The 17,139-nt window shown below is 73.1% G+C and carries 15 protein-coding genes; 10 read left to right on the top strand and 5 right to left on the bottom strand.

What is annotated here, in order from left to right; genetic code table 11:
- Positions 1 to 192 precede the first annotated feature (192 nt).
- A complete protein-coding gene (locus tag AB0G84_RS14215; protein ID WP_361319953.1) occupies positions 193 to 2,145 on the top strand; it encodes an ABC transporter ATP-binding protein in 1,953 nt (650 codons plus the stop codon).
- 82 nt (positions 2,146 to 2,227) lie between these two features.
- Here the strand turns inward: AB0G84_RS14215 and AB0G84_RS14210 are convergent, their stop codons facing one another.
- The 3 genes from AB0G84_RS14210 to AB0G84_RS14200 are packed head-to-tail and all read right to left on the bottom strand — an operon-like array spanning position 2,228 to position 5,155.
- Positions 2,228 to 3,457: a cytochrome P450 gene (locus AB0G84_RS14210; RefSeq protein WP_361319610.1), complete on the bottom strand. Its 1,230-nt coding sequence runs from the start codon at positions 3,455 to 3,457 to the stop codon at positions 2,228 to 2,230.
- 10 nt (positions 3,458 to 3,467) lie between these two features.
- A complete protein-coding gene (locus tag AB0G84_RS14205; protein ID WP_361319608.1) occupies positions 3,468 to 4,877 on the bottom strand; it encodes an FAD-dependent oxidoreductase in 1,410 nt (469 codons plus the stop codon).
- Positions 4,874 to 5,155, bottom strand: a complete 282-nt coding sequence (locus AB0G84_RS14200) for a ferredoxin (RefSeq protein WP_361319950.1) — start codon at positions 5,153 to 5,155, stop codon at positions 4,874 to 4,876. The genes AB0G84_RS14205 and AB0G84_RS14200 overlap by 4 nt, the downstream gene beginning before the upstream one ends.
- Positions 5,156 to 5,334: 179 nt before the next feature.
- On the opposite strand from AB0G84_RS14200, the gene AB0G84_RS14195 reads away from it, so the two are divergent.
- The 4 genes from AB0G84_RS14195 to AB0G84_RS14180 all read left to right on the top strand — a co-directional run bounded on the left by AB0G84_RS14195 (position 5,335) and on the right by AB0G84_RS14180 (position 8,082).
- A complete protein-coding gene (locus AB0G84_RS14195) occupies positions 5,335 to 6,000 on the top strand; it encodes a TetR/AcrR family transcriptional regulator (RefSeq protein WP_361319606.1) in 666 nt (221 codons plus the stop codon).
- A 122-nt stretch (positions 6,001 to 6,122) separates the two neighbouring features.
- Positions 6,123 to 6,806, top strand: coding sequence for a hypothetical protein (locus AB0G84_RS14190; protein ID WP_361319604.1), 684 nt, complete (start codon positions 6,123 to 6,125; stop codon positions 6,804 to 6,806).
- 181 nt (positions 6,807 to 6,987) lie between these two features.
- Positions 6,988 to 7,656: a TetR/AcrR family transcriptional regulator gene (locus AB0G84_RS14185; RefSeq protein ID WP_361319602.1), complete on the top strand. Its 669-nt coding sequence runs from the start codon at positions 6,988 to 6,990 to the stop codon at positions 7,654 to 7,656.
- A 141-nt stretch (positions 7,657 to 7,797) separates the two neighbouring features.
- A complete protein-coding gene (locus tag AB0G84_RS14180; RefSeq protein WP_361319600.1) occupies positions 7,798 to 8,082 on the top strand; it encodes an antibiotic biosynthesis monooxygenase in 285 nt (94 codons plus the stop codon).
- A gap of 83 nt (positions 8,083 to 8,165) precedes the next feature.
- On the opposite strand, the gene AB0G84_RS14175 is transcribed toward AB0G84_RS14180, so the two are convergent.
- A complete protein-coding gene (locus AB0G84_RS14175) occupies positions 8,166 to 9,464 on the bottom strand; it encodes an erythromycin esterase family protein (RefSeq protein WP_361319598.1) in 1,299 nt (432 codons plus the stop codon).
- A gap of 519 nt (positions 9,465 to 9,983) precedes the next feature.
- On the opposite strand from AB0G84_RS14175, the gene AB0G84_RS14170 reads away from it, so the two are divergent.
- The 5 genes from AB0G84_RS14170 to AB0G84_RS14150 all read left to right on the top strand — a co-directional run bounded on the left by AB0G84_RS14170 (position 9,984) and on the right by AB0G84_RS14150 (position 15,750).
- Entirely contained in the window at positions 9,984 to 11,084 is a 1,101-nt protein-coding gene (locus tag AB0G84_RS14170; RefSeq protein ID WP_361319596.1) for an alpha/beta hydrolase-fold protein, read from the top strand.
- Positions 11,085 to 11,133: 49 nt separating this feature from the next.
- Positions 11,134 to 13,617: an NACHT domain-containing protein gene (locus AB0G84_RS14165; protein ID WP_361319594.1), complete on the top strand. Its 2,484-nt coding sequence runs from the start codon at positions 11,134 to 11,136 to the stop codon at positions 13,615 to 13,617.
- A 231-nt stretch (positions 13,618 to 13,848) separates the two neighbouring features.
- Complete coding sequence (locus tag AB0G84_RS14160; protein ID WP_361319592.1) at positions 13,849 to 14,265, top strand: hypothetical protein; 417 nt, start codon at positions 13,849 to 13,851, stop codon at positions 14,263 to 14,265.
- A gap of 158 nt (positions 14,266 to 14,423) precedes the next feature.
- Positions 14,424 to 15,008, top strand: a complete 585-nt coding sequence (locus AB0G84_RS14155) for a sigma-70 family RNA polymerase sigma factor (RefSeq protein WP_361319590.1) — start codon at positions 14,424 to 14,426, stop codon at positions 15,006 to 15,008.
- The gene (locus tag AB0G84_RS14150; protein ID WP_361319588.1) at positions 15,001 to 15,750 is read left to right on the top strand and encodes a hypothetical protein; all 750 of its coding nucleotides are present in this window, start codon (positions 15,001 to 15,003) and stop codon (positions 15,748 to 15,750) included. Before AB0G84_RS14155 ends, AB0G84_RS14150 begins: the two co-directional genes overlap by 8 nt.
- A 61-nt stretch (positions 15,751 to 15,811) precedes the next feature.
- On the opposite strand, the gene AB0G84_RS14145 is transcribed toward AB0G84_RS14150, so the two are convergent.
- On the bottom strand, positions 15,812 to 16,924 hold the full coding sequence (locus AB0G84_RS14145) for a hypothetical protein (RefSeq protein WP_361319586.1): 1,113 nt from the start codon (positions 16,922 to 16,924) through the stop codon (positions 15,812 to 15,814).
- Positions 16,925 to 17,139: the final 215 nt, after the last annotated feature.

Raw genomic sequence — 17,139 nt, 5'->3', positions numbered from 1 at the left:
CCGCCGCAGGTTCCGTCGTCGGTTCGGTCGCAGGCGTCGTCGGTTCTTCGGCTACGGCTACTGACCCAAAGCTCTGAGCTCGAGGCTGGCTCGCGATCCACGCGGGTCCGCCTCGTGGGTTGTGGGCCCGTACCTGTGCACTGGCCCCACACCTGCCCCGTTCCCCGAGCACCTCGACAGGGCGTGGCGATGATGCATCTGCCCGGCTCAACCCGGCGCCCGGCGAGCGATGAGACGCAGCCGGAACCGTTCCAACACGACAGTGAGACCGATCCTGTTGGCCGTAGCTTGTGGGGCCCCCAGACGGACCCCAGCATCCGCACCCAGCGCGTCGGCCTCAAGGAGTCCCTCCGCCGCTTCTGGCCACTGACCCGCGGCGACCGACGCTGGATCATCCTGGTCTGTCTGGCCGCCATCGTCGCCGCGCTGGCCGAGACCGCGGCCATCCTCTTCTTCGCCCAACTCACCGACAACGCCCTGCAGAAGGGCTCGGTCAACGCCTTCTGGCAGCCGGCTGCGCTGTGGCTGGGCGTCGCCGTCCTCGGCGCGGTGGTGGGCTACCTCGGAAACTCCCTGGCGGCCTGGGTCGCCGAGCGCTTCGTGATGCGGCTGCGCGCCCGCACCTTCGCCCATCTGCAGGAGCTGCCGCCGCACTTCTTCCAGCGCAGCCGGCGCGGAGACCTCGTCGAGCGCATGACCGGCGACGTCGACGCCATCGAACAACTGGTGGTCACCGGGTTCGTGCAGGCGGCCGCCGCCCTGTTCGGCATCCTCTTCTACGCCGGCGCGGCCCTCTTGCTGCGCTGGGACCTCGCGCTGGTCACCTTCGTCCTGGCACCGCTGTTCTGGATCGCCACCCGGCGCTTCACCGGCCGCGTCAAAGAGGTCTCCCGCCGGGAGCGCGCGGCGGACGGCGCCATCACCGCGGTCGTCGAGGAGGGCCTGGTCAACGTCGTACTGACGCAGGCCTACAACCGCCAGCGGGACGAGGAGCAGCGGCTCGACCGCCAGGCCCGCAGCTGGTTCCGCGCCTCGGTGACCAGCGCCCGGCTCAACCAGCTGTACGAGCAGTTCGTGGAGGTCCTGGAGACCCTCTGCGTACTGGCGATCATCGGCCTGGGGGCCTGGGAGATCTCCGCGGGCCGGATGACCCTCGGCCAGCTGCTCGCCTTCGCCGCGTTCATCGGCTACCTCTACCCGCCGATCCGCTCCCTGGGGCAGCTCGGTCTGACCGCCACCGAGGCGACCGCCGCCTCCGAGCGCCTGCTGGAGATCCTCGACGCCCGCCCCGCCGTCACCGACCCCGCGCCCTCCCTCATCGCCCCGCCGCGCTTCCGCCGGGCGATCGGCGAGGTGGAGGCCCGCGACGTCGACTTCCACTACCCCGGCACCCCCGAGGACGCCCTGGTCCTACGGGACTTCTCCTTCACCGCGGTCCCCGGCGAACTGCTGGTCGTCACCGGCCCCAGCGGCGCCGGCAAGTCCACCCTCGCCGCGCTGCTGCTGCGCTTCTACGACCCCGACTCCGGCAGCGTCCGGCTGGACGACATCCCCGTGCACCGGTTCCCACTCGCCCAGCTCCGCCAGAACATCACCCTGCTGCCCCAGGACACCCTGGTCCTGCACGACACCGTGGGGGAGAACATCGCCTGCGGCCGCCCACACGCCCGCGCCAGCCACGCCGACGTGGTACGCGCCGCCCGCGCCGCCGACGCCCACGACTTCATCTCCGCCCTGCCCGACGGCTACGACACCATCATCGCCCCCGGCACCGCCCGGCTCTCCGGCGGCCAGTTGCAGCGCGTCGCCATCGCCCGCGCGGTGCTCCGCGACGCCCCCGTGCTCATCCTCGACGAGCCCACCACCGGCCTGGACGTGCTGGCCACCCAGCGCATCCTGGCCCCCCTGCGTCGCCTCGCCGAGGGCCGCACCACCATCGTGATCACCCACGACCTGGACCTCGCCGCCGACGCCGACCGCATCCTGGTCCTCGACCGCGGCCGCCTCGTCGAGTCCGGCACCCACCCCCAGCTCCTGGCCCAACAGGGCCTCTACGCCACCCTCTTCCACGCCCATCCGCCCGCCCACCCCCACAACGGCACCCCGAACGCCGGGGCGGCGGGACGGCGGCGGGCGGTGCGCTGAGGGCCCGCCCCGGGCGGTCCGGCGGCAGCCCGCCGGACCGCCCGGGTACACCCGGCCGCCCGGGCACACCACCCCGCCAGGATCAGACCCCGCGCGGATCCGGCAGCAGCCGGTCGAAGGCCACCGGGAGCCGTTCCGGGCCGCGCAGGATGGCGTTCTCCCGGTACGGCGGGGGGTCGGACACCAGGCGGGGGGAGTCCAGGCGGCGGGCGAGGGCGGTCAGCGCGATCTGCGCCTCGGCGCGGGCGAGCGTGGCGCCGATGCAGTAGTGGATGCCGCCGCCGAAGCCGAGGTGGGCGTTGTCGGCACGGTCGGGCAGGAACCGGTCCGGGTCGGGGAAGCGGCGGGGGTCCCGGTTGCCGGAGGCGAGCAGCAGGCGGATCCGCGCCCCCTTGGGGATGGTGGTCCCGGCGATGTCGATGTCGGCCAGGGTGCTGCGTCCGGACATCTGCACCGGCGGGTCGTACCGCAGCACCTCCTCCACCAGGGGAGTGGCCAGGTCGGGGTCGGTGCGCAGCCGGGCGAGCGCGTCGGGGTGGCGCAACAGGGCGAGCGTTCCGTTGGCGATGAGGTTGACGGTGGTCTCGTGGCCGGCGATCAGCAGCAGGCCGAGGGTGACCCGCAGGTCGATGGGGTCCATCGGGCCGTCCGGGCTCCGGCCGTGCAGCAGTCCGGCCAGCAGATCGTCACGGTCGTCGGCGTCGTGGCGGGCGATGAGTCCTTCGAGGTACTCCGCCAACTCGGTGCGCGCCTGCTGGAGTTCGTGGATCTCCTGCTCGCTCTGGGTGCTCACGGGGTCCAGCCCCCGGGTCAGGCGGCGGGCCAGGGCGCCGAAGAGCGGCTCGTCCTCGCGCGGTACGCCGAGCAGTTCGCAGATGACGGTGACGGGCAGCGGGTAGGCGAGGTCGCCGACCACGTCCAGCTGTCCGGGCCGCTCGCTGGTGTGCGCGTCGAGCAGGGCGGTGACGAGTGCGTCGATGTGGTCGCGCATGCCCATGATGCGCGGGATGAACTGCTGGGTGACCACGTGGCGCAGCTGGTCGTGCCGGGGCGGGTCCTCCATCAGCAGGCTCTTGCGGATCGGCTGCTGCTGCGGGTTGAGGCGGTCGGCGCTGATCCGGGGATCACGGAGCAGCAGGCCGATCTCGCGGTGCCCGGTCGCCAGCCAGGTCCGGTCGTCCATCTGCACGACCGGCTGCCGGAGCAGCTCCTCGTACGCGGGGTAGGGGTCGGCGCGGTTCTCGTGCCGGAGGAGGTGGGCGAACAGGTCCGTGGCCGAGCGCTGCTGGAGGGCCGGGGCGACGGTGGTCATGGGGAACTCCTCACTCGTGCCCGGCCAGGACGGACGGGACGGACGGGACGGTCGGGGCAGCAGGGGCGGCCGGCGCGGAAGGCGTGGCCGGGCCGGATCGGGCGGTGAGGGGGTCCGGGCCGGCCGGGGCGGCCGGGGCCGCGGGCCGGGGGAAGGCCGGGTCGAATGGCTCGTGCCGGTCCGGCCCGTCGGTCGCGTTGAGCACCGGCGGGAAGGACGCCCCGGCCTCGATGAGGGCGGCGTAGCCGTCCAGTACGCGGGGCGAGTCCACCGCGACGGCGGCGACCAGGCGGCCGCGCTGCCCGTAGGCGGCGACGAAGCACCGCTGGTCGAGCGAGCCCTGGGTGACCACGACCTGATCGGCGAGGGCGGGCAGCCCCACGCACTTGAGGTTGACCCCGAACTGGTTGGACCAGAACGCCGGCAGCGGCTGGTGGACGTGGTGGTCGAGCCGTGCCCGGGTCATGTTGTGCGCGGCGGTACGGGCCTGGGCGACGGCGTTGTCCCAGTGGTCCAGGCGCAGCAGCTGCCCGGGGAAGAGCGGGTGCGGCCAGCGGGCGACATCGCCGGCGACGAAGACGTCCGGCACCGGCGTCCCCTCGACGGTCAGGGCCCGGCAGGCGTCGTCGCACACCACCCCGCGGTCGTCGGCGGCCAGCCCCGAGCCGGCCAGCCACCCGGTGTTGGCCAGGGCGCCGGCGGCGACGACAGCCACCTCGGCCTCCACCACCGTGCCGTCGGAGAGGACCGCGCGCCGCAGCCGGCCGGCGGCGTCGCCCTCCAGGGCCTGGACGCTGGTGCGCAGCCGCAGGTCCACCCCGGCCTCGCGGTACCAGCGGGCCGCGGCGTCACCGACCACCCCGCCCAGCGCGCTCGCCAGGGGGGCGCCGCTGCGCTGGGTCACGGTCACCGCAAGGCCCAGGTCGCGGCAGACCGAGGCGACCTCGCCGCCGGTGAACCCGGCGCCGATGACCAGCACCCGCTCCGGTCCGGCGGCCAGCGCGGCGCGCAGCCGGTCGGCGTCGTCGCGGGAGCGCAGCAGGTGCACCCCGTCCAGGGCGCCGCCCCGCTCCTTTGGCCAGGGCCGGGACCGGGTGCCGGTGGCGATCAGCAGCCGGTCGTACGCCTCCCGCCGCCCGTCGGCCAGCGCCACCCGGCGGGCGGGCACGTCCAGGCCGTGCGCGGGGGTGCCGAGCAGCCAGCGGGCGCCGATGTCCCGCACCCGGGGCAGCACCGTGTGGTCGGTGGTCAGCCAGCCGGACAGCACCGCCTTGGAGAGCGGCGGACGGTCGTAGGGCGCGTACGGCTCGTCGCCGATGAGCGTGAGCTCACCGGTGAACCCCTCGTCCCGCAGGGCTTCGGCGGCGCGCAGCCCGGCCAGCGAGGCGCCGACCACGACGATGCGCTCGGGGGCGGTCACCGCGCACCCTCCGGGGCCAGGGGCGCGGGCTCGGTGGCCCGGCCCAGGGTGATCGCCTGTACGGGGCAGGCCGCGGCGGCCCGCTCGACCTCGCGGCGGGTGCCGGCGTCGGGCGCGTAGTCGTACTCCAGCGCCTCCTCGCCGTGGAACCGGAAGACGTCCGGTGCGGCGTAGACGCACTGCCCGTAGCTCTGGCAGCGGTTCAGGTCCACGACCAGCCGGAGTCCCTCCGGCGGGGAGCCGCCGGAACCGGCGGAATCAGTGAATCCGGTGAGCATGTCTTCGCTCTCCTCCCAGGTCAGCGGGGGTGCGGCGGCGCGTTCGGCGAGTGCAGGCGGTCGTGCCACGGCCCTCGCGTTTCCGATCGCGATAGCCATCCAGATAGTCACCACTATCTGGACTGTACACGCTATCCGCGCATTGACATAGTGCTTGCTATGCGAATAACCTCCCCAACATGAGCACCGAGCAGGACGCACCCGTACGCCAGCGGCTGACCCGCGCCGAGGCCAAGGCCCGCACCCGGCGGCTGCTGCTGGACGCGGCGGCCCGGGTCTTCGCCCGGAAGGGGTTCGCCGGGGCCTCGGTGGAGGAGATCGCCGAGTCCGCCGGCTTCTCCATCGGCGCGCTGTACTCGAACTTCGGCGGCAAGGAGGCGCTCTTCCTGGAGCTGATGGCCGAACGCGGGCTGGGCCGGGTTGCCGAGGCCGCCCAGACCCTCGAGCGGCACGAGGCCGGCACCGGGGAGGCCGCCGCCGAACTGGGGCGCCTGCTGGTGCACGTCGCCGACACCGACACCGACTTCGCCCCGCTCCAGGCCGAGTTCTGGCTCTACGCGGTGCGCAACCCGCACGTCCTCGACACCATGGCCGCCGCGCTCCGCGAACCCCGCCAGGCGCTGGAGGGCCTGATCGGCACCTGGCTCGCGGAGCGGGGCGCCCCCGCCGAGGTCCCCGCGGAATCCGTGGCCACGGTGGTGGCGGCGCTCTTCCAGGGGCTGGTGCGGCTGCGCCGGGTCGACCCGGACAGCGTCCCCGAAGAGCTCTTCGGCCAGGCCCTGGTCTGGCTGTTCGCCGGCGTCGGCGCGGGCGCCGCACCTCCGAGCAGCGCCGACCAGGGCTGACCGGTCCGCCCGGGAGCGCCCCCAGGCGTACGCGCCCGGGGCGTCCCGGGCGGGCCGCGGCCGACCGCGGCCGGCCAAGGGGTCTCGATCGCTCGCCACTCCTCCTGTCAGGAGCCGCCTTGATGAACCCGCACGTGCCAGATCGCCCGCCCGCCCGGACCGTCCGCAGGGTCTACGCCGTGGCCGGTCTCGTCCTCGCCTTCATGTGGCTGGGCGAGGCCAACGAGCCCGCCTGGGTGCACGGTGTGCGCACCGTCGTCCTCCTGATGATCCTGCCGCCCCTGCTCCTGCCGGCCAACCGCCGCCTCGCCGCCGCGTACCACGCGTCCGCGCGCCCCGGTTGGGCGCTGGCTCGGCTGGTCACCGCCCGGACCCTGATCGTCACGGCGGCCCTCGCCGTCAACTCCCTCCTCGGCCACCTGCTGGACCCGCCCTCCGACCACGCCCTGCGGGCGCTGGCGATCCGCGTCCTGTTCGTCCTGCTGACCGTGCCGCTCCAGATCCGCGCCGCCCGCAGGGCGCGTGCCCGCGGCGCTCACCCGTCCGCCCGCCCCACCCTGTCGGCGCCCCGCGTGATCGTCGCCAAACTGGCCCTGGTCGCCGCCGCCTTGCTGGCCCAGCTCCTGCTCAACCCGTACGTGGTGAACGCCCAGGTGCTGATCGCCGCTGCCCTCGCCGGGACCGTGACCGCCCTGGGCCCCCGCCTCCACGCCAAGCTGCTGATCGCCCCGGCCACCCCCTACGTCCCCGCCACCCCTGATGGCCCGGACGCCCCGGAGCAGCGCCCGGCCCGAGCCCCGGCCTGACCCCTTCGCGACGACGCACATCCGCTGCGTAGCCCCCGTACGGCCTGAAGGCCCGCTGAGAGAAGCGTTCCTGACGCACCGTCAGATAACCTCGCCCGCGCGACCCGCCTCTGCTGCCCGCGCCCCCGCCCGCCCGAACCCCGCCCCACCCGCACGCTCGACTGCTAACATACATACATACATGCATGTACGTAACGATCGGGCGAGCGGGCCGGACGACGGTCCGGAGCCCGCGGGCCCCCGTCGTTCCACTCAGGCCGAGCGGAGGGCCCGTACGCGCGCCGCGCTGCTGGAGTCGGCCGCCAGGGGGCTGTCCCGCCACGGCTACAGCAACCTCGTGCTGGAACAGGTGGCCAGGGAGGCCGGGTACACCCGCGGCGCCCTCTACCACCAGTTCAAGGACAAGCAGGATCTGGCCCTGGCCGTGAGCGGGTGGGTCCTGGAGGCCTGGCAGCAGGAAGTCGGCCGCGCCGTCGAGCAGGAGCCGGACCCGGCCCGGGCCCTGCTCACGCTCGCCCGCGCGCACACCGTCTTCTGCCGCCGCGACATCGCGGGGGTGGCGGTGGCGCTGCGCCTGGAATTCTCCGGGCAGGACCATCCGGTCGGGCACGAGGTGGAGCGGGGCTACCGCGTGCTCGTCGAGCGCTGCGCCGGTCTTATCCAGGCCGGACGCGACGCGGGGACGATCCCGGACGGGCCACCGGCCGGGGACGTCGCGCTCGCCCTCGTCGGTGCGATCGAGGGGACGTCGATCGCGGTGGCCGGGCAGGTCCCGCATGACGAGTCGCTCGTGGCCGCCGCTGTTGCCGGAGTCCTCGGCCTTCCGGCACCCGCTGCGCCACCCCGCTGAAGGACCTCGTCCGAGCTGGACCCGGACGCGCCCCGGACCGGGGCACGGACCGGGGCACGGACAACCGGGAGGGACGCCGCCGGCGGACGAACGGGCGGGCATCCCCTCGACAGTCGCCAACACCACCACCAAGGAGTGCAGATGAAGGTCGGCATGGTTGCCAGTCACTACCCGCACGCCGCGCACCGCGAGGAGTTCGTCTCCCGCGTCCACCGCGTCGCCGAGGCCTTCCGGCGGTCGCCGGGGTGCCTCTCCGCCGAGTGCTGGCTGTCCCCCGAAGGCGACGCGGTGATCTCCACGGTCCAGTGGGAGTCCGAGGAGGCCCGCGATGCGTCCCTCGCCACCCTCATGACGGCGGATGTGGACGTCGCCTACGACGCGCGCGAGGTCCGCCCCCGGGAGATCCTGCACCTCATGGCGGGCTAGCGCGGCAGCCGCCCCGCGGAACGGCCACAGGGGCTCCACCGCTCGACGGTGGAGCCCCTGCGGCTCGGGTGCAGCGCGCTCACTCAGAAGCGCACGGTGCGGTCCCGGGTGACCGTCGGGACGGCGAGCACCGCGTCGAACGCCGCGGGGACCGGGGCGCGCAGCAGGGAGCTCTGGCTCCGGATCCCGTTGAGCAGGGGCGCCCCCTGCGCGTCCCGCGGTGCGTGGCGCACATCGGTCAGGGTGATCCGGTCGGCGAGGCCGGCATCGGTGAGGGCGGCCTCGACGCTGCCGGCCCGGGCGGGCTCCAGGTGGGCCTCGGCGAGGGTGAAGCCGACCGCGGCGCTCGCGTCCGGGTACATCTCCGGTACGTGGTCGGCGGTGTGCACCAAGGCCACCGCGCGGTAGTCCTGACCGAGCATCCGCTGGAGGTGCTGGCCCATGGGCAGCGCGGTGAGGCCGCCGTCGAACTCCAGGGTCGTCTTGTGGAGGTGGCTGTTGTGGGCCGCCAGGGCGATCCGGGCCCCCGGGTCGGCGCGCTCCAGGTGCCAGCGCACCGACTCGGCCAGGTAGATCTCGCGCACCGACAGGTCCGCGGCCAGGCCCCGCCCGGACACCAGGGCGTCCATCGCCTGGAACATGTAGTCGGTGTGGCAGGCCGCTTCCACCCGGCGCCGGGCGGTGTCGAAGCGGCCCTGGTCGCTGCGGGAGACGTAGAGCGGTTCGGCGGCCCGCAGCCGCAGCAACAGCCGCGCCAGTACGGCGGTCAGCTCGTTCTGCTCGGCGGCCCCCAGGCGGGCCCACGCGGGCCCCGCCGCGGCGCCGGAACCGCAGCCCGTGAGGAACCGGTCGCTGACCTCCAGGGCCGTGTCGACGAGGCGGAGCGCGTCGGGGTCGACCTCGCGCAGGTAGTCGGCCACCGGCTCCAGGGCGGGCCGTAGCGCCCCGCCGGCTTCGGGGACGTCGATCCCGGCGAAGCGCAGCGGATGCCCGCTGGTGCGGTTGTGGTGGCGCAGCCAGTGCATGAGGTCCGCGGCGCCCCACTCGGCGGCGGCCCGGCTCACCGTCGCCAGGTCGGCGTCGTCCCCCTCGCCCCGTAGCCAGCGGTCGAGCGGGAAGGCCTCGCTGAAGCCGAACTCCATGGCGAAGACGGTGAATCCACAGCGTTCGGCGAGGAAGCGCAGCACCCGCTGGCGCGCACGCGAGAACTCCTCGACGAAGTGGGCGCCCTCGCCGATCCCGACGACGCGGGCATCGCCGATGATCTCCCGGAGCGCCTCGAGGTCGTCGAGGGGCTGCTGCGGATCAAGGGTGGACAGGGTGGTGGAGTGCTCGCGGAACCAGTCGGCGAGCACGGTGCGGGAAGAAGGCTGGTCAGGCATGGGGGAGCTCATCTCTCAACGCGGAGGTTCAGGACAGCGCCACCCGTCCGCACCCGGCGGACGCAGTGACGCGACGATGCGCAGACGCAACCGGCGCCGGGCCACTGGGCCACTGGCGCGCCGCGTCCACCACGAACCCCGTCAGAGAAAATTGCTGCGGATTGCCATGGGGGGAACCTAGCGCCGGGTGACCTACCGGCGCACGTGAATATCCCGGCGCTCGCCGGGGACGGCTCGGAAAGCGAACTCCCTTGCGAGCGGACACATCATCACCTCATAACATCCCAACTCCCTTTGCGCAATGCCTTGTTGACATTGCCACATCGGCAGCTCCACCATCTGAGACGCAGGTCCGGCCGGTTCGCTCAGCACTCGGCCGGCCCACGCGGTTCCGGCCGTTCCACGCGGTACCGCACAGCTCTTCCGGTGTTTCCGGGCGCACCACGTCGGTGGGCGCCCTCATCCGTGCCCGCTCGCTCCGTCGCAGCGGGTCTGACGCCGAAAACGGGGGTAGTTGTCTTGAAGATCTTTTCCAGGACGGTGTTACGCGGCCGGGCTGCCGCGCTCGTCGGCCTGTCCGCCCTGTTCGGAACGCTCGGGATGGCCGGACCGGCCGCGCCCGCCGCGCAGGCCGCGCCCGCGCCACCGCACTTCGCCAACGGCTTCGGCCTCACCGTGATCAGTCAGCCGAAGTGGGCGGACGGCAAACGGCGCACCTTCACCTTCAAGGTGACGTCCGACCAGGTCCCGGCCTACAGCGTGCTGCCGGGTCAGGTCTCGGGCGAGCACACCGTCATGGTGACCCTGCCGACCGGGTACAACGGCGCCGCCGCCACCCGCTATCCGGTGAACTACACCCTGCACGGCGCGCCGGAGTACCCCGACGCCCTCCGCAACAAGGTCATCACCGAGCGGGCGACCGAGGGCGTTCCGCTGATCACCGTGACGCCGAACGGCGGTGGCCGCGGCTGGTACGCGAACTGGGTCAACCCCGGCGGACTCGGCCGCCAGAACTGGGAGACCTTCCACCTCAACCAGGTCATCCCGCTGATCGACGCCAACCTGAAGACGATCCCCACCAGGGCGGGCCGGGCGATCTCCGGCCACTCGATGGGCGGCTTCGGCGCGTTCCACTACGCCGAACACCGACCGGACCTGTTCAGCTACGTGGGCAGCTTCTCCGGCGACCTCGACTTCAACCCGGAGATGCGCGCCGCCGTGGTCGGCAGCGCGCTGCTGCCGGCGTACGGCAAGCCGACCGTCGCGCCCGACGCGGTCTTCGGGTCGCCGGTGTGGCCCCTCGACGGGGTTTGGAACGCGCAGAGCGCCGCCCAGCACGTCCGCTCGCTGCGGGGCATGGGCGTCGCGATGTACGCCGGCGACGGCGGCAACCTGACGGTGGATCCGGTCCTGGCCGTGGCCGAGAACCGGGTCCGCCAGACGGCCGTGACGGCCGCGTCCCACCTCAGGGCGGAAGGCATCTCGTACCGCTTCGCCGACTACCGCGACGGCAGCCGCTGGGGCAAGGGCTGCAACGGCAAGCACAGTCAACAGGCCTGTCTACAGGCCGACATGGACGACTTCGTGAAGCTGATCATGAAACGCTTCACGCGCTCGTGACCCTCGCGGCAGGCGGACCGGCGCCGCTCGACCAGGGAGCGGTGACGCCGTGAGGTGGCCGTCACCGGTCACCAGGGCCCTCGGCGCGAGGGTGTCCGTCGTGCCGGTGCTGTTGGCCGCGTCCGGCGCCGGGGTGGCGGGGGCCGCCGCCCTGGCGCCGACCGGCGCGTTCGCACCGTGGGCCGGGGCCATGCTCCTCGGGCCGGCAGCGGTGGGGTTGGGCTTCCAGGTGCGTCGCTTCCGGTCCGCCGGACGGGCCCGGCGCGAGGGCCCGACGCACCACCCTGGAAGCCCGGCCCGCCACCCTGGAAGCCAGCCCCACCACCCCGGGAGCCAGCCCCACCGCTTCGGAGGCCAGGACATCCCCGAGGGCCCGGTGCGCAACACGGTGGGCGGGAGCACCGTATACGGGTCGGTGCTCCAGGCCCACACGATCAACGGGCCGGTGACCATCGGGGAGCCCCCGCGCCCGAGTTCCGAGACACCGCTGGACCACGACGCGGATCTGCTCGCGAAGGCGCTCCGCAAGCAGTGGCGGGAGGAGGAGGAACACCGGAAGATCCGGGACCCGATCCCGCTGCCGGTCCGCTGGCAGGCGGCGCCCGACGAGGTGTTGGACCACTGGTCCAACATCTGCCGCTCCCCGGCCGGGGTGGTCGCCCCCGGCCGGCCGGACCTGGCCGGTCAGTTGGACGAGATCGTGGCGCTGTACCGCCGGATCCCGTCCCGGAGGCTCGTGGTGCTGGGCCGGGCGGGATCGGGAAAGACGATCCTGACCATACGGTTCGTCCTGGATCTGCTGGCCGCCCGGACCGCCCCCGCCGACCGGGTGCCGGTGATCTTCGGGCTCGCCTCGTGGAACCCCGCCCGTACGCCGCTGCGCCACTGGCTCACCGCCGAACTGGAGCGCAACCACCCCCGCTTGGCCGAGAAGCGCAGCCACTCCGGCCTTGCCGACAGCGGCCCCGGCGCACCGACACGCGCCGCCGCGCTGGTCGACAACGACCGCATCCTGCCGGTCCTGGACGGCTTCGACGAGATCGCCGACGGGCTGCGCCGGCCCGCGCTGGAGGCGCTCAACGCCACCGATATGCCGCTGCTGCTGACCAGCCGCTGCGCCGAGTACGCCGCCGCCGTGCGGCGCACCAAGGCCCTGACTGCCGCCGCGGCCGTCGAACTCAGTGACCTCTCCCTGACCGACCTGAGCCACTACTTGCCGCGCACCACCCGCAAGGCGACCCCCACCTCGACCGCGTGGGACCCCGTCCTGGACCACCTGCGGGACCGTCCGCAGCACCCGGCCAGCATCCGGCTCGCCACCGTGTTGAGGACCCCGTTGATGGTCGCGCTGGCCCGCACCATCTACAGCGACGACCCGGACCGCGACCCCTGGACGCTGCTGGACACCGGTGAGTTCCGCACCCCCGACGCCCTGGAGGACCACCTCCTGGACAACTTCATCCCCACGGTCTACCGCGACCGGGCCGCCGACCACCGCGCACGCGTCCCGCACTGGCTCGGCCACCTCGCCCGGCACCTGGACCGGCTCGGCACCCCCAACCTCGCCTGGTGGCAACTGGGCAGTACCCTCCGCCGCTCCTCGCGCATGGGCCTGATCGGGCTGACGACCGGGCTGGCCTTCGGCCTCGTGGACACGCTGGTGATGTGGTACGTGGTCTGTTACCTGGGCTACGGGGTGCTGCCGGGACTCGTCAACGGGCTCCTGAACGGGGTCTCGTTCGGCGCCACCTCCGGGCTGGTCTTCGGGCTCGTGTACGGGCTCCGGAACCGGAAGGGAGCCCGCGAGCCGTCCCGGGTACGCGTGCGTCTGCGTGGCGGCAGGAAGGGGAAGCGCAGGGAGTTCCTCCCCAGGCTGGCGATCGGGCTGGTGGGCGGCTTCGGCTTCGGATTCCTGTCCTGGCTCGTGGACACGCTGGTGATCGGACTGACGGATCCGCACGCGTACGGGCTGGTGCTCCTGCTCGCCCACGGGGCGGACATGGGGCTCCAGGCCGGGGTCCTGTACGGCCTCGCCGCCGGCCTCACCTTCGCGCTCAGCGCCGCGCTGGAGGGCCCCATCGACCTCGGCACCGCCGTCGGCCCCCTTGACCTGGTGCGGACCAACCGCGCGTTGGTGCTCTTCCACCTGCTCGTGTTCGGGCTCGTCCTCGGGATCGCGGGCGGGGCCCTCTACGGGCTCCACAAGTTCAGGGGGATCGACTGGCTCGCCTTCGGGCTGGTGGGCTGGCTGGGCGGCGGGCTCGCCTACGGACTCGGCCTGACGGCGTGGGGCCAGTGGCTGACCCTGGCCCGCCTCTGGCTGCCGCTGACCGGGCGGCTGCCCTGGGCCGTGAACGCCTTCCTGCGGGACGCCCATCGGCGCGGCGTGCTGCGGCAGGCCGGCGCGGTCTACCAGTTCCGCCACGCCCGGCTCCAGGAACGCCTGGCCCACACTTCCCGGACGCCCCGGTGTGGCGACGCGGACCCGGCACCGGAGCCACGCGCCCCCGATCATGAACCTCGCCGATCATGAACGTCCCAATCACGAATCCCCGATCATGAACGTCCCGATCACAAATCCCCGATCATGAACCATTTGCCGGCCCGTCCCGTATCCCCCATGAAGGCGCCGGACGAGCCCGGGGCGCGCCCGTAGCGGCACCGCCCCGAGAGCCCCGTCGGCGTGCCCGCCCCCCATGGGGCCCACCTGCAGGCACCCGCGCCGTGTGGCTCAGCCGCCGGCGGTTCCTGGTCAGGAGGACCGATGCATTCCCGTACCCGCGCCGCGCTGACCGGGCTCGCCGCCTGCTGCGCCGTCGTCAGCGCCGTGGTCCACCTCGTTATCGCCCCCGAGCACCTGGAGGAGATGCCGTACATAGGAATCCTCTTCATCGTCGGCAGCGTGGCCCTGCTGCTGGCCGCCGCCGGCCTGGCGCTGGCGAACTCCGTACTGGCCTGGTGGGTCGGCGCGCTGGTCAGCGGCGGCATGATCCTCGGCTTCGCCCTCTCGCGCACCGTAGGGCTGCCTAGCTACCACGAACAGGGCTGGGACCCGCCGTACGGGCTGCTGTCCTTCCTCGCGGAAGTCGGCTTCCTCCTCGCGTTCTTCGCCTGGTACGGCACCCGGCCGGCACGTACGCCCGCGGCCCCGGTCCGCACCAAGGTGCCCGCGGGCCGGTGACGGCGCCGCAGGAGCCGGCCGTGAGGTCCGTCCGCACCGCGCGGGGGGACGGGTCGCCCCGGCCCATGGAAGCGGCGGCGCAACCGGAAGAGAATGTGAGGGTGATCTTCCGTGGCCGCCCGGCAATCCGTCGGCCGGGGCGGACCGTATATCCAGGTGTGCAGAGGTTCCGGTTCCCCGTCGGCCGCCTCCCGGACGAGGCCCTGCTGTCCGGGCTGGCCACGGGTGACCCCGAACTCGCCGCCACCTTCGTACGGCGGTTCCAGCACACGGTCTTCGGCGTCGCCCTCGCGGTCCTGGGTGATCCACAGCTCGCCGAGGACGTTGCCCAGCAGACGTTCGAGCGCGCGTGGCGGCATGCGCAGATCTACGACTCCCGGCGCGGCTCGGTGACGACGTGGCTGACGGCCATCGCGCACAACCTCGCCATCGACGTCGTCCGCTCACGCCGTCCGGAGCCGGTGGCCCCCGACGACCTCGATGCGCTCCTCGACGTCGTGACCGACACCCCCGAGCAGCAGGCCCTGGCCGACGAGGCGTCGTCCACCTTGCGCTCCGCCGTGGCACGGCTGCCGCGCGAACAGGGCCGGGCCCTGGTGATGGCGGGCATCTACGGCATGACGGCCCAGCAAATCGCCGACTGGGAGAAGATCCCTCTGGGCACGGCCAAAACGCGGATCAGGACCGCGATGGGGAAGCTGCGGTCCACGCTCGCGTCTCCGAAGCGAGGCCACCATGGCTGACGACGTGACCTGTGAGCAGCTGCGGGAGCTCGGCGCCGAGCTGGCTCTGGGGGTCCTCCCCGGCCGCCGGCGGGCCGAGGCAGTGGCGCACCTGGACCGCTGCGCGGACTGCCGGGAGTACGTCGAGCAGCTGACCCTGGTCGGCGACGGACTGCTCGGACTCCTGCCGGGCAGCGAGCCGCCGGCAGGCTTCGAAACCCGGGTGGCGCGGCGGCTGCACCACGCGGCGCACGCCGACCACGGCCGCCTGCGGAACCGGGGACTCCTGCCGCCCAAGGGGTTCCGCAGCCGCGCCCGGCTACGCCTCGCAGCCGCCGCGGCCACCCTCGCGCTGGCCTTCGGGTTCGGCGGCTGGGCCGTCGGCACGGTCGTCACCAATGAGGCGGCCGCCCCTTCCCGCCCGGTCGAGGCCGGCGCCGGAATGCTGCACGCACAACTGGCCGGGGTCGGGCGCGACCGCAGCCCGGTCGGCGAGATCTACGTCCACCCCGGGCCGCCGGCCTGGGTGTACATGTCCGTCGACCTCGCGGACGCCGGAGCCACGCACGACGGCAAGACCTCCTGCGTGCTGGTGCGCAAGGACGGCTCCACCGTACGCATCGGCGCCTTCACCCTGCACGGTGGCTACGGCTACTGGGGAGCCCCGGCCTCGGTGGACCCCGCCACCCTCTCCGGCGCCCGCCTGACCACCCCCGACGGCACGGTGCTCGCCACCGCCCACTTCCCACCACGGTCGCCGTGACGGCGATGCCGCCCCTGCCCCGCCCCTGCCGCCCGAGGCGCGGCCGGGCCGCGGGGCGTCCTCAGGCAGGGTTCTTGGACCGCTCGATCAGACCGTTGATCGGGGTGTGGCCGTCTGCAGCCATGGGCTTGGAGTAGTCACCCACGGCCCAGAAGGAACCGGAGCCGCCGGCCGGTTCCAGATCGTAGAAGGCGTACCTCGGCGATTGCCTGTCACCATCGGGCGCAGGTGCTCCGGGCTCCTTGGTCCAGGTGGTGCCGCGGTAACGCCAGAAGACCGGAGGAGCCTTGACCGGGTCGGACCTGTCGGTACCGGTGGCCACCAGGCCGCCCTGGCCATCGGAGCCGAGCGCGGAGAGCCAGAGCTTGGCCAGCGATCCGGTGATGTCCTTCCACGTTGAGCCGTTCCAGTGCGCGACGCTCGGGACGGGCGGGCCGCCGTGGGAGTCGTGGGCCCACCCCGCCACATAGACGCTGTCCCGGGATGCCACGGTGATCTTGTCGGCCTCTGCGCCGGCCCGTATCGGGGGCCTGCTCATCAGTGTCCAAGTGGTCCCGTCCCAGTGGTAGGTCACCGGATGGCCGCCGTCCACCGGGTACTGCATGCCGGTCGCATAGGCGTCGCTCGCGGACAGGGCGTCGATGTCCCGGATGTCGACGAGCCGCGGCAGTGCAAAGGTTTGCCACGCACCGTGGGCATAGGTGTACAACGCCTTGCCGCCCTTGAAGAGCCGCCCGGGAACGGCCTTGATCGGGACTTCCGGCCAGGAGTCGTCGAAGGGGCCGGTGGTGGGAACGCTGTCCCAGCGCTTGCCGTCATAGTGCACGAGCGTCTGCTCCCGGCCTGTTGTGCCGTAGGCCCAGACGTCGCCCGCGGACACAGCGCTGACCGACGACCACTCCTGGACGTCAGGAAGTCCCGGGGCGGTGTCCTCGTGCCACCGCTTTCCGTCCCAGCGCATGATGACGCCGTGCTGAGCCTGTCTGCCGACCGCCCAAGCCAGGCCCTTATGGACGGAGGAGACGGATAACAGGGACTCGACGGGGCTGTCTCCGGCGAGGGAGACTTCCCATCGGGGAGTCGCGCCGGCCGCCTCGGCGCCGCCGGTGGTGAACGCGAGGGTGGCGAGAGCCAGTGCGGCCGCCGCGGTGCGCAGCGGGTGACGTGCAGACATCGGTAGGTGTTCCCTTGCGGTGATAGGGGTCTCCCTACGGGGCCTCGGACGGGACCGAGGGAGGCTGGACAGGGAGCCAGACCCGCTGGGGCGCCGAAAGGTTGCAGTGAACACGGCAGGCGGCTTCGACAACGCCAACCGACTGCGCCCGAAGTGCGCCCACGGGGTGTGGCGACTCCGCGCCCGGTAGGTGGAAGACCGTTCACCAAGCAGAC

It is taken from the genome of Streptomyces sp. NPDC020742, assembly GCF_040641675.1.
GTDB lineage: Bacteria > Actinomycetota > Actinomycetes > Streptomycetales > Streptomycetaceae > Streptomyces.
Note: the sequence above shows the minus strand (reverse complement) of the source record. Positions and strands in the feature narration are given on the sequence as shown.

Bases quoted from the DNA above. Each gene is read 5' to 3' on its own strand.
- AB0G84_RS14160 (WP_361319592.1), top strand. From the start codon at position 13,849: ATGCATTCCCGTACCCGCGCCGCGCTGACCGGGCTCGCCGCCTGCTGC.
- AB0G84_RS14190 (WP_361319604.1), top strand. From the start codon at position 6,123: ATGAACCCGCACGTGCCAGATCGCCCGCCCGCCCGGACCGTCCGCAGG.
- AB0G84_RS14180 (WP_361319600.1), top strand. From the start codon at position 7,798: ATGAAGGTCGGCATGGTTGCCAGTCACTACCCGCACGCCGCGCACCGC.
- AB0G84_RS14145 (WP_361319586.1), bottom strand. From the start codon at position 16,924: ATGTCTGCACGTCACCCGCTGCGCACCGCGGCGGCCGCACTGGCTCTC.
- AB0G84_RS14215 (WP_361319953.1), top strand. From the start codon at position 193: ATGCATCTGCCCGGCTCAACCCGGCGCCCGGCGAGCGATGAGACGCAG.
- AB0G84_RS14200 (WP_361319950.1), bottom strand. From the start codon at position 5,155: ATGCTCACCGGATTCACTGATTCCGCCGGTTCCGGCGGCTCCCCGCCG.
- AB0G84_RS14185 (WP_361319602.1), top strand. From the start codon at position 6,988: ATGCATGTACGTAACGATCGGGCGAGCGGGCCGGACGACGGTCCGGAG.
- AB0G84_RS14150 (WP_361319588.1), top strand. From the start codon at position 15,001: ATGGCTGACGACGTGACCTGTGAGCAGCTGCGGGAGCTCGGCGCCGAG.
- AB0G84_RS14210 (WP_361319610.1), bottom strand. From the start codon at position 3,457: ATGACCACCGTCGCCCCGGCCCTCCAGCAGCGCTCGGCCACGGACCTG.
- AB0G84_RS14175 (WP_361319598.1), bottom strand. From the start codon at position 9,464: ATGCCTGACCAGCCTTCTTCCCGCACCGTGCTCGCCGACTGGTTCCGC.
- AB0G84_RS14195 (WP_361319606.1), top strand. From the start codon at position 5,335: ATGAGCACCGAGCAGGACGCACCCGTACGCCAGCGGCTGACCCGCGCC.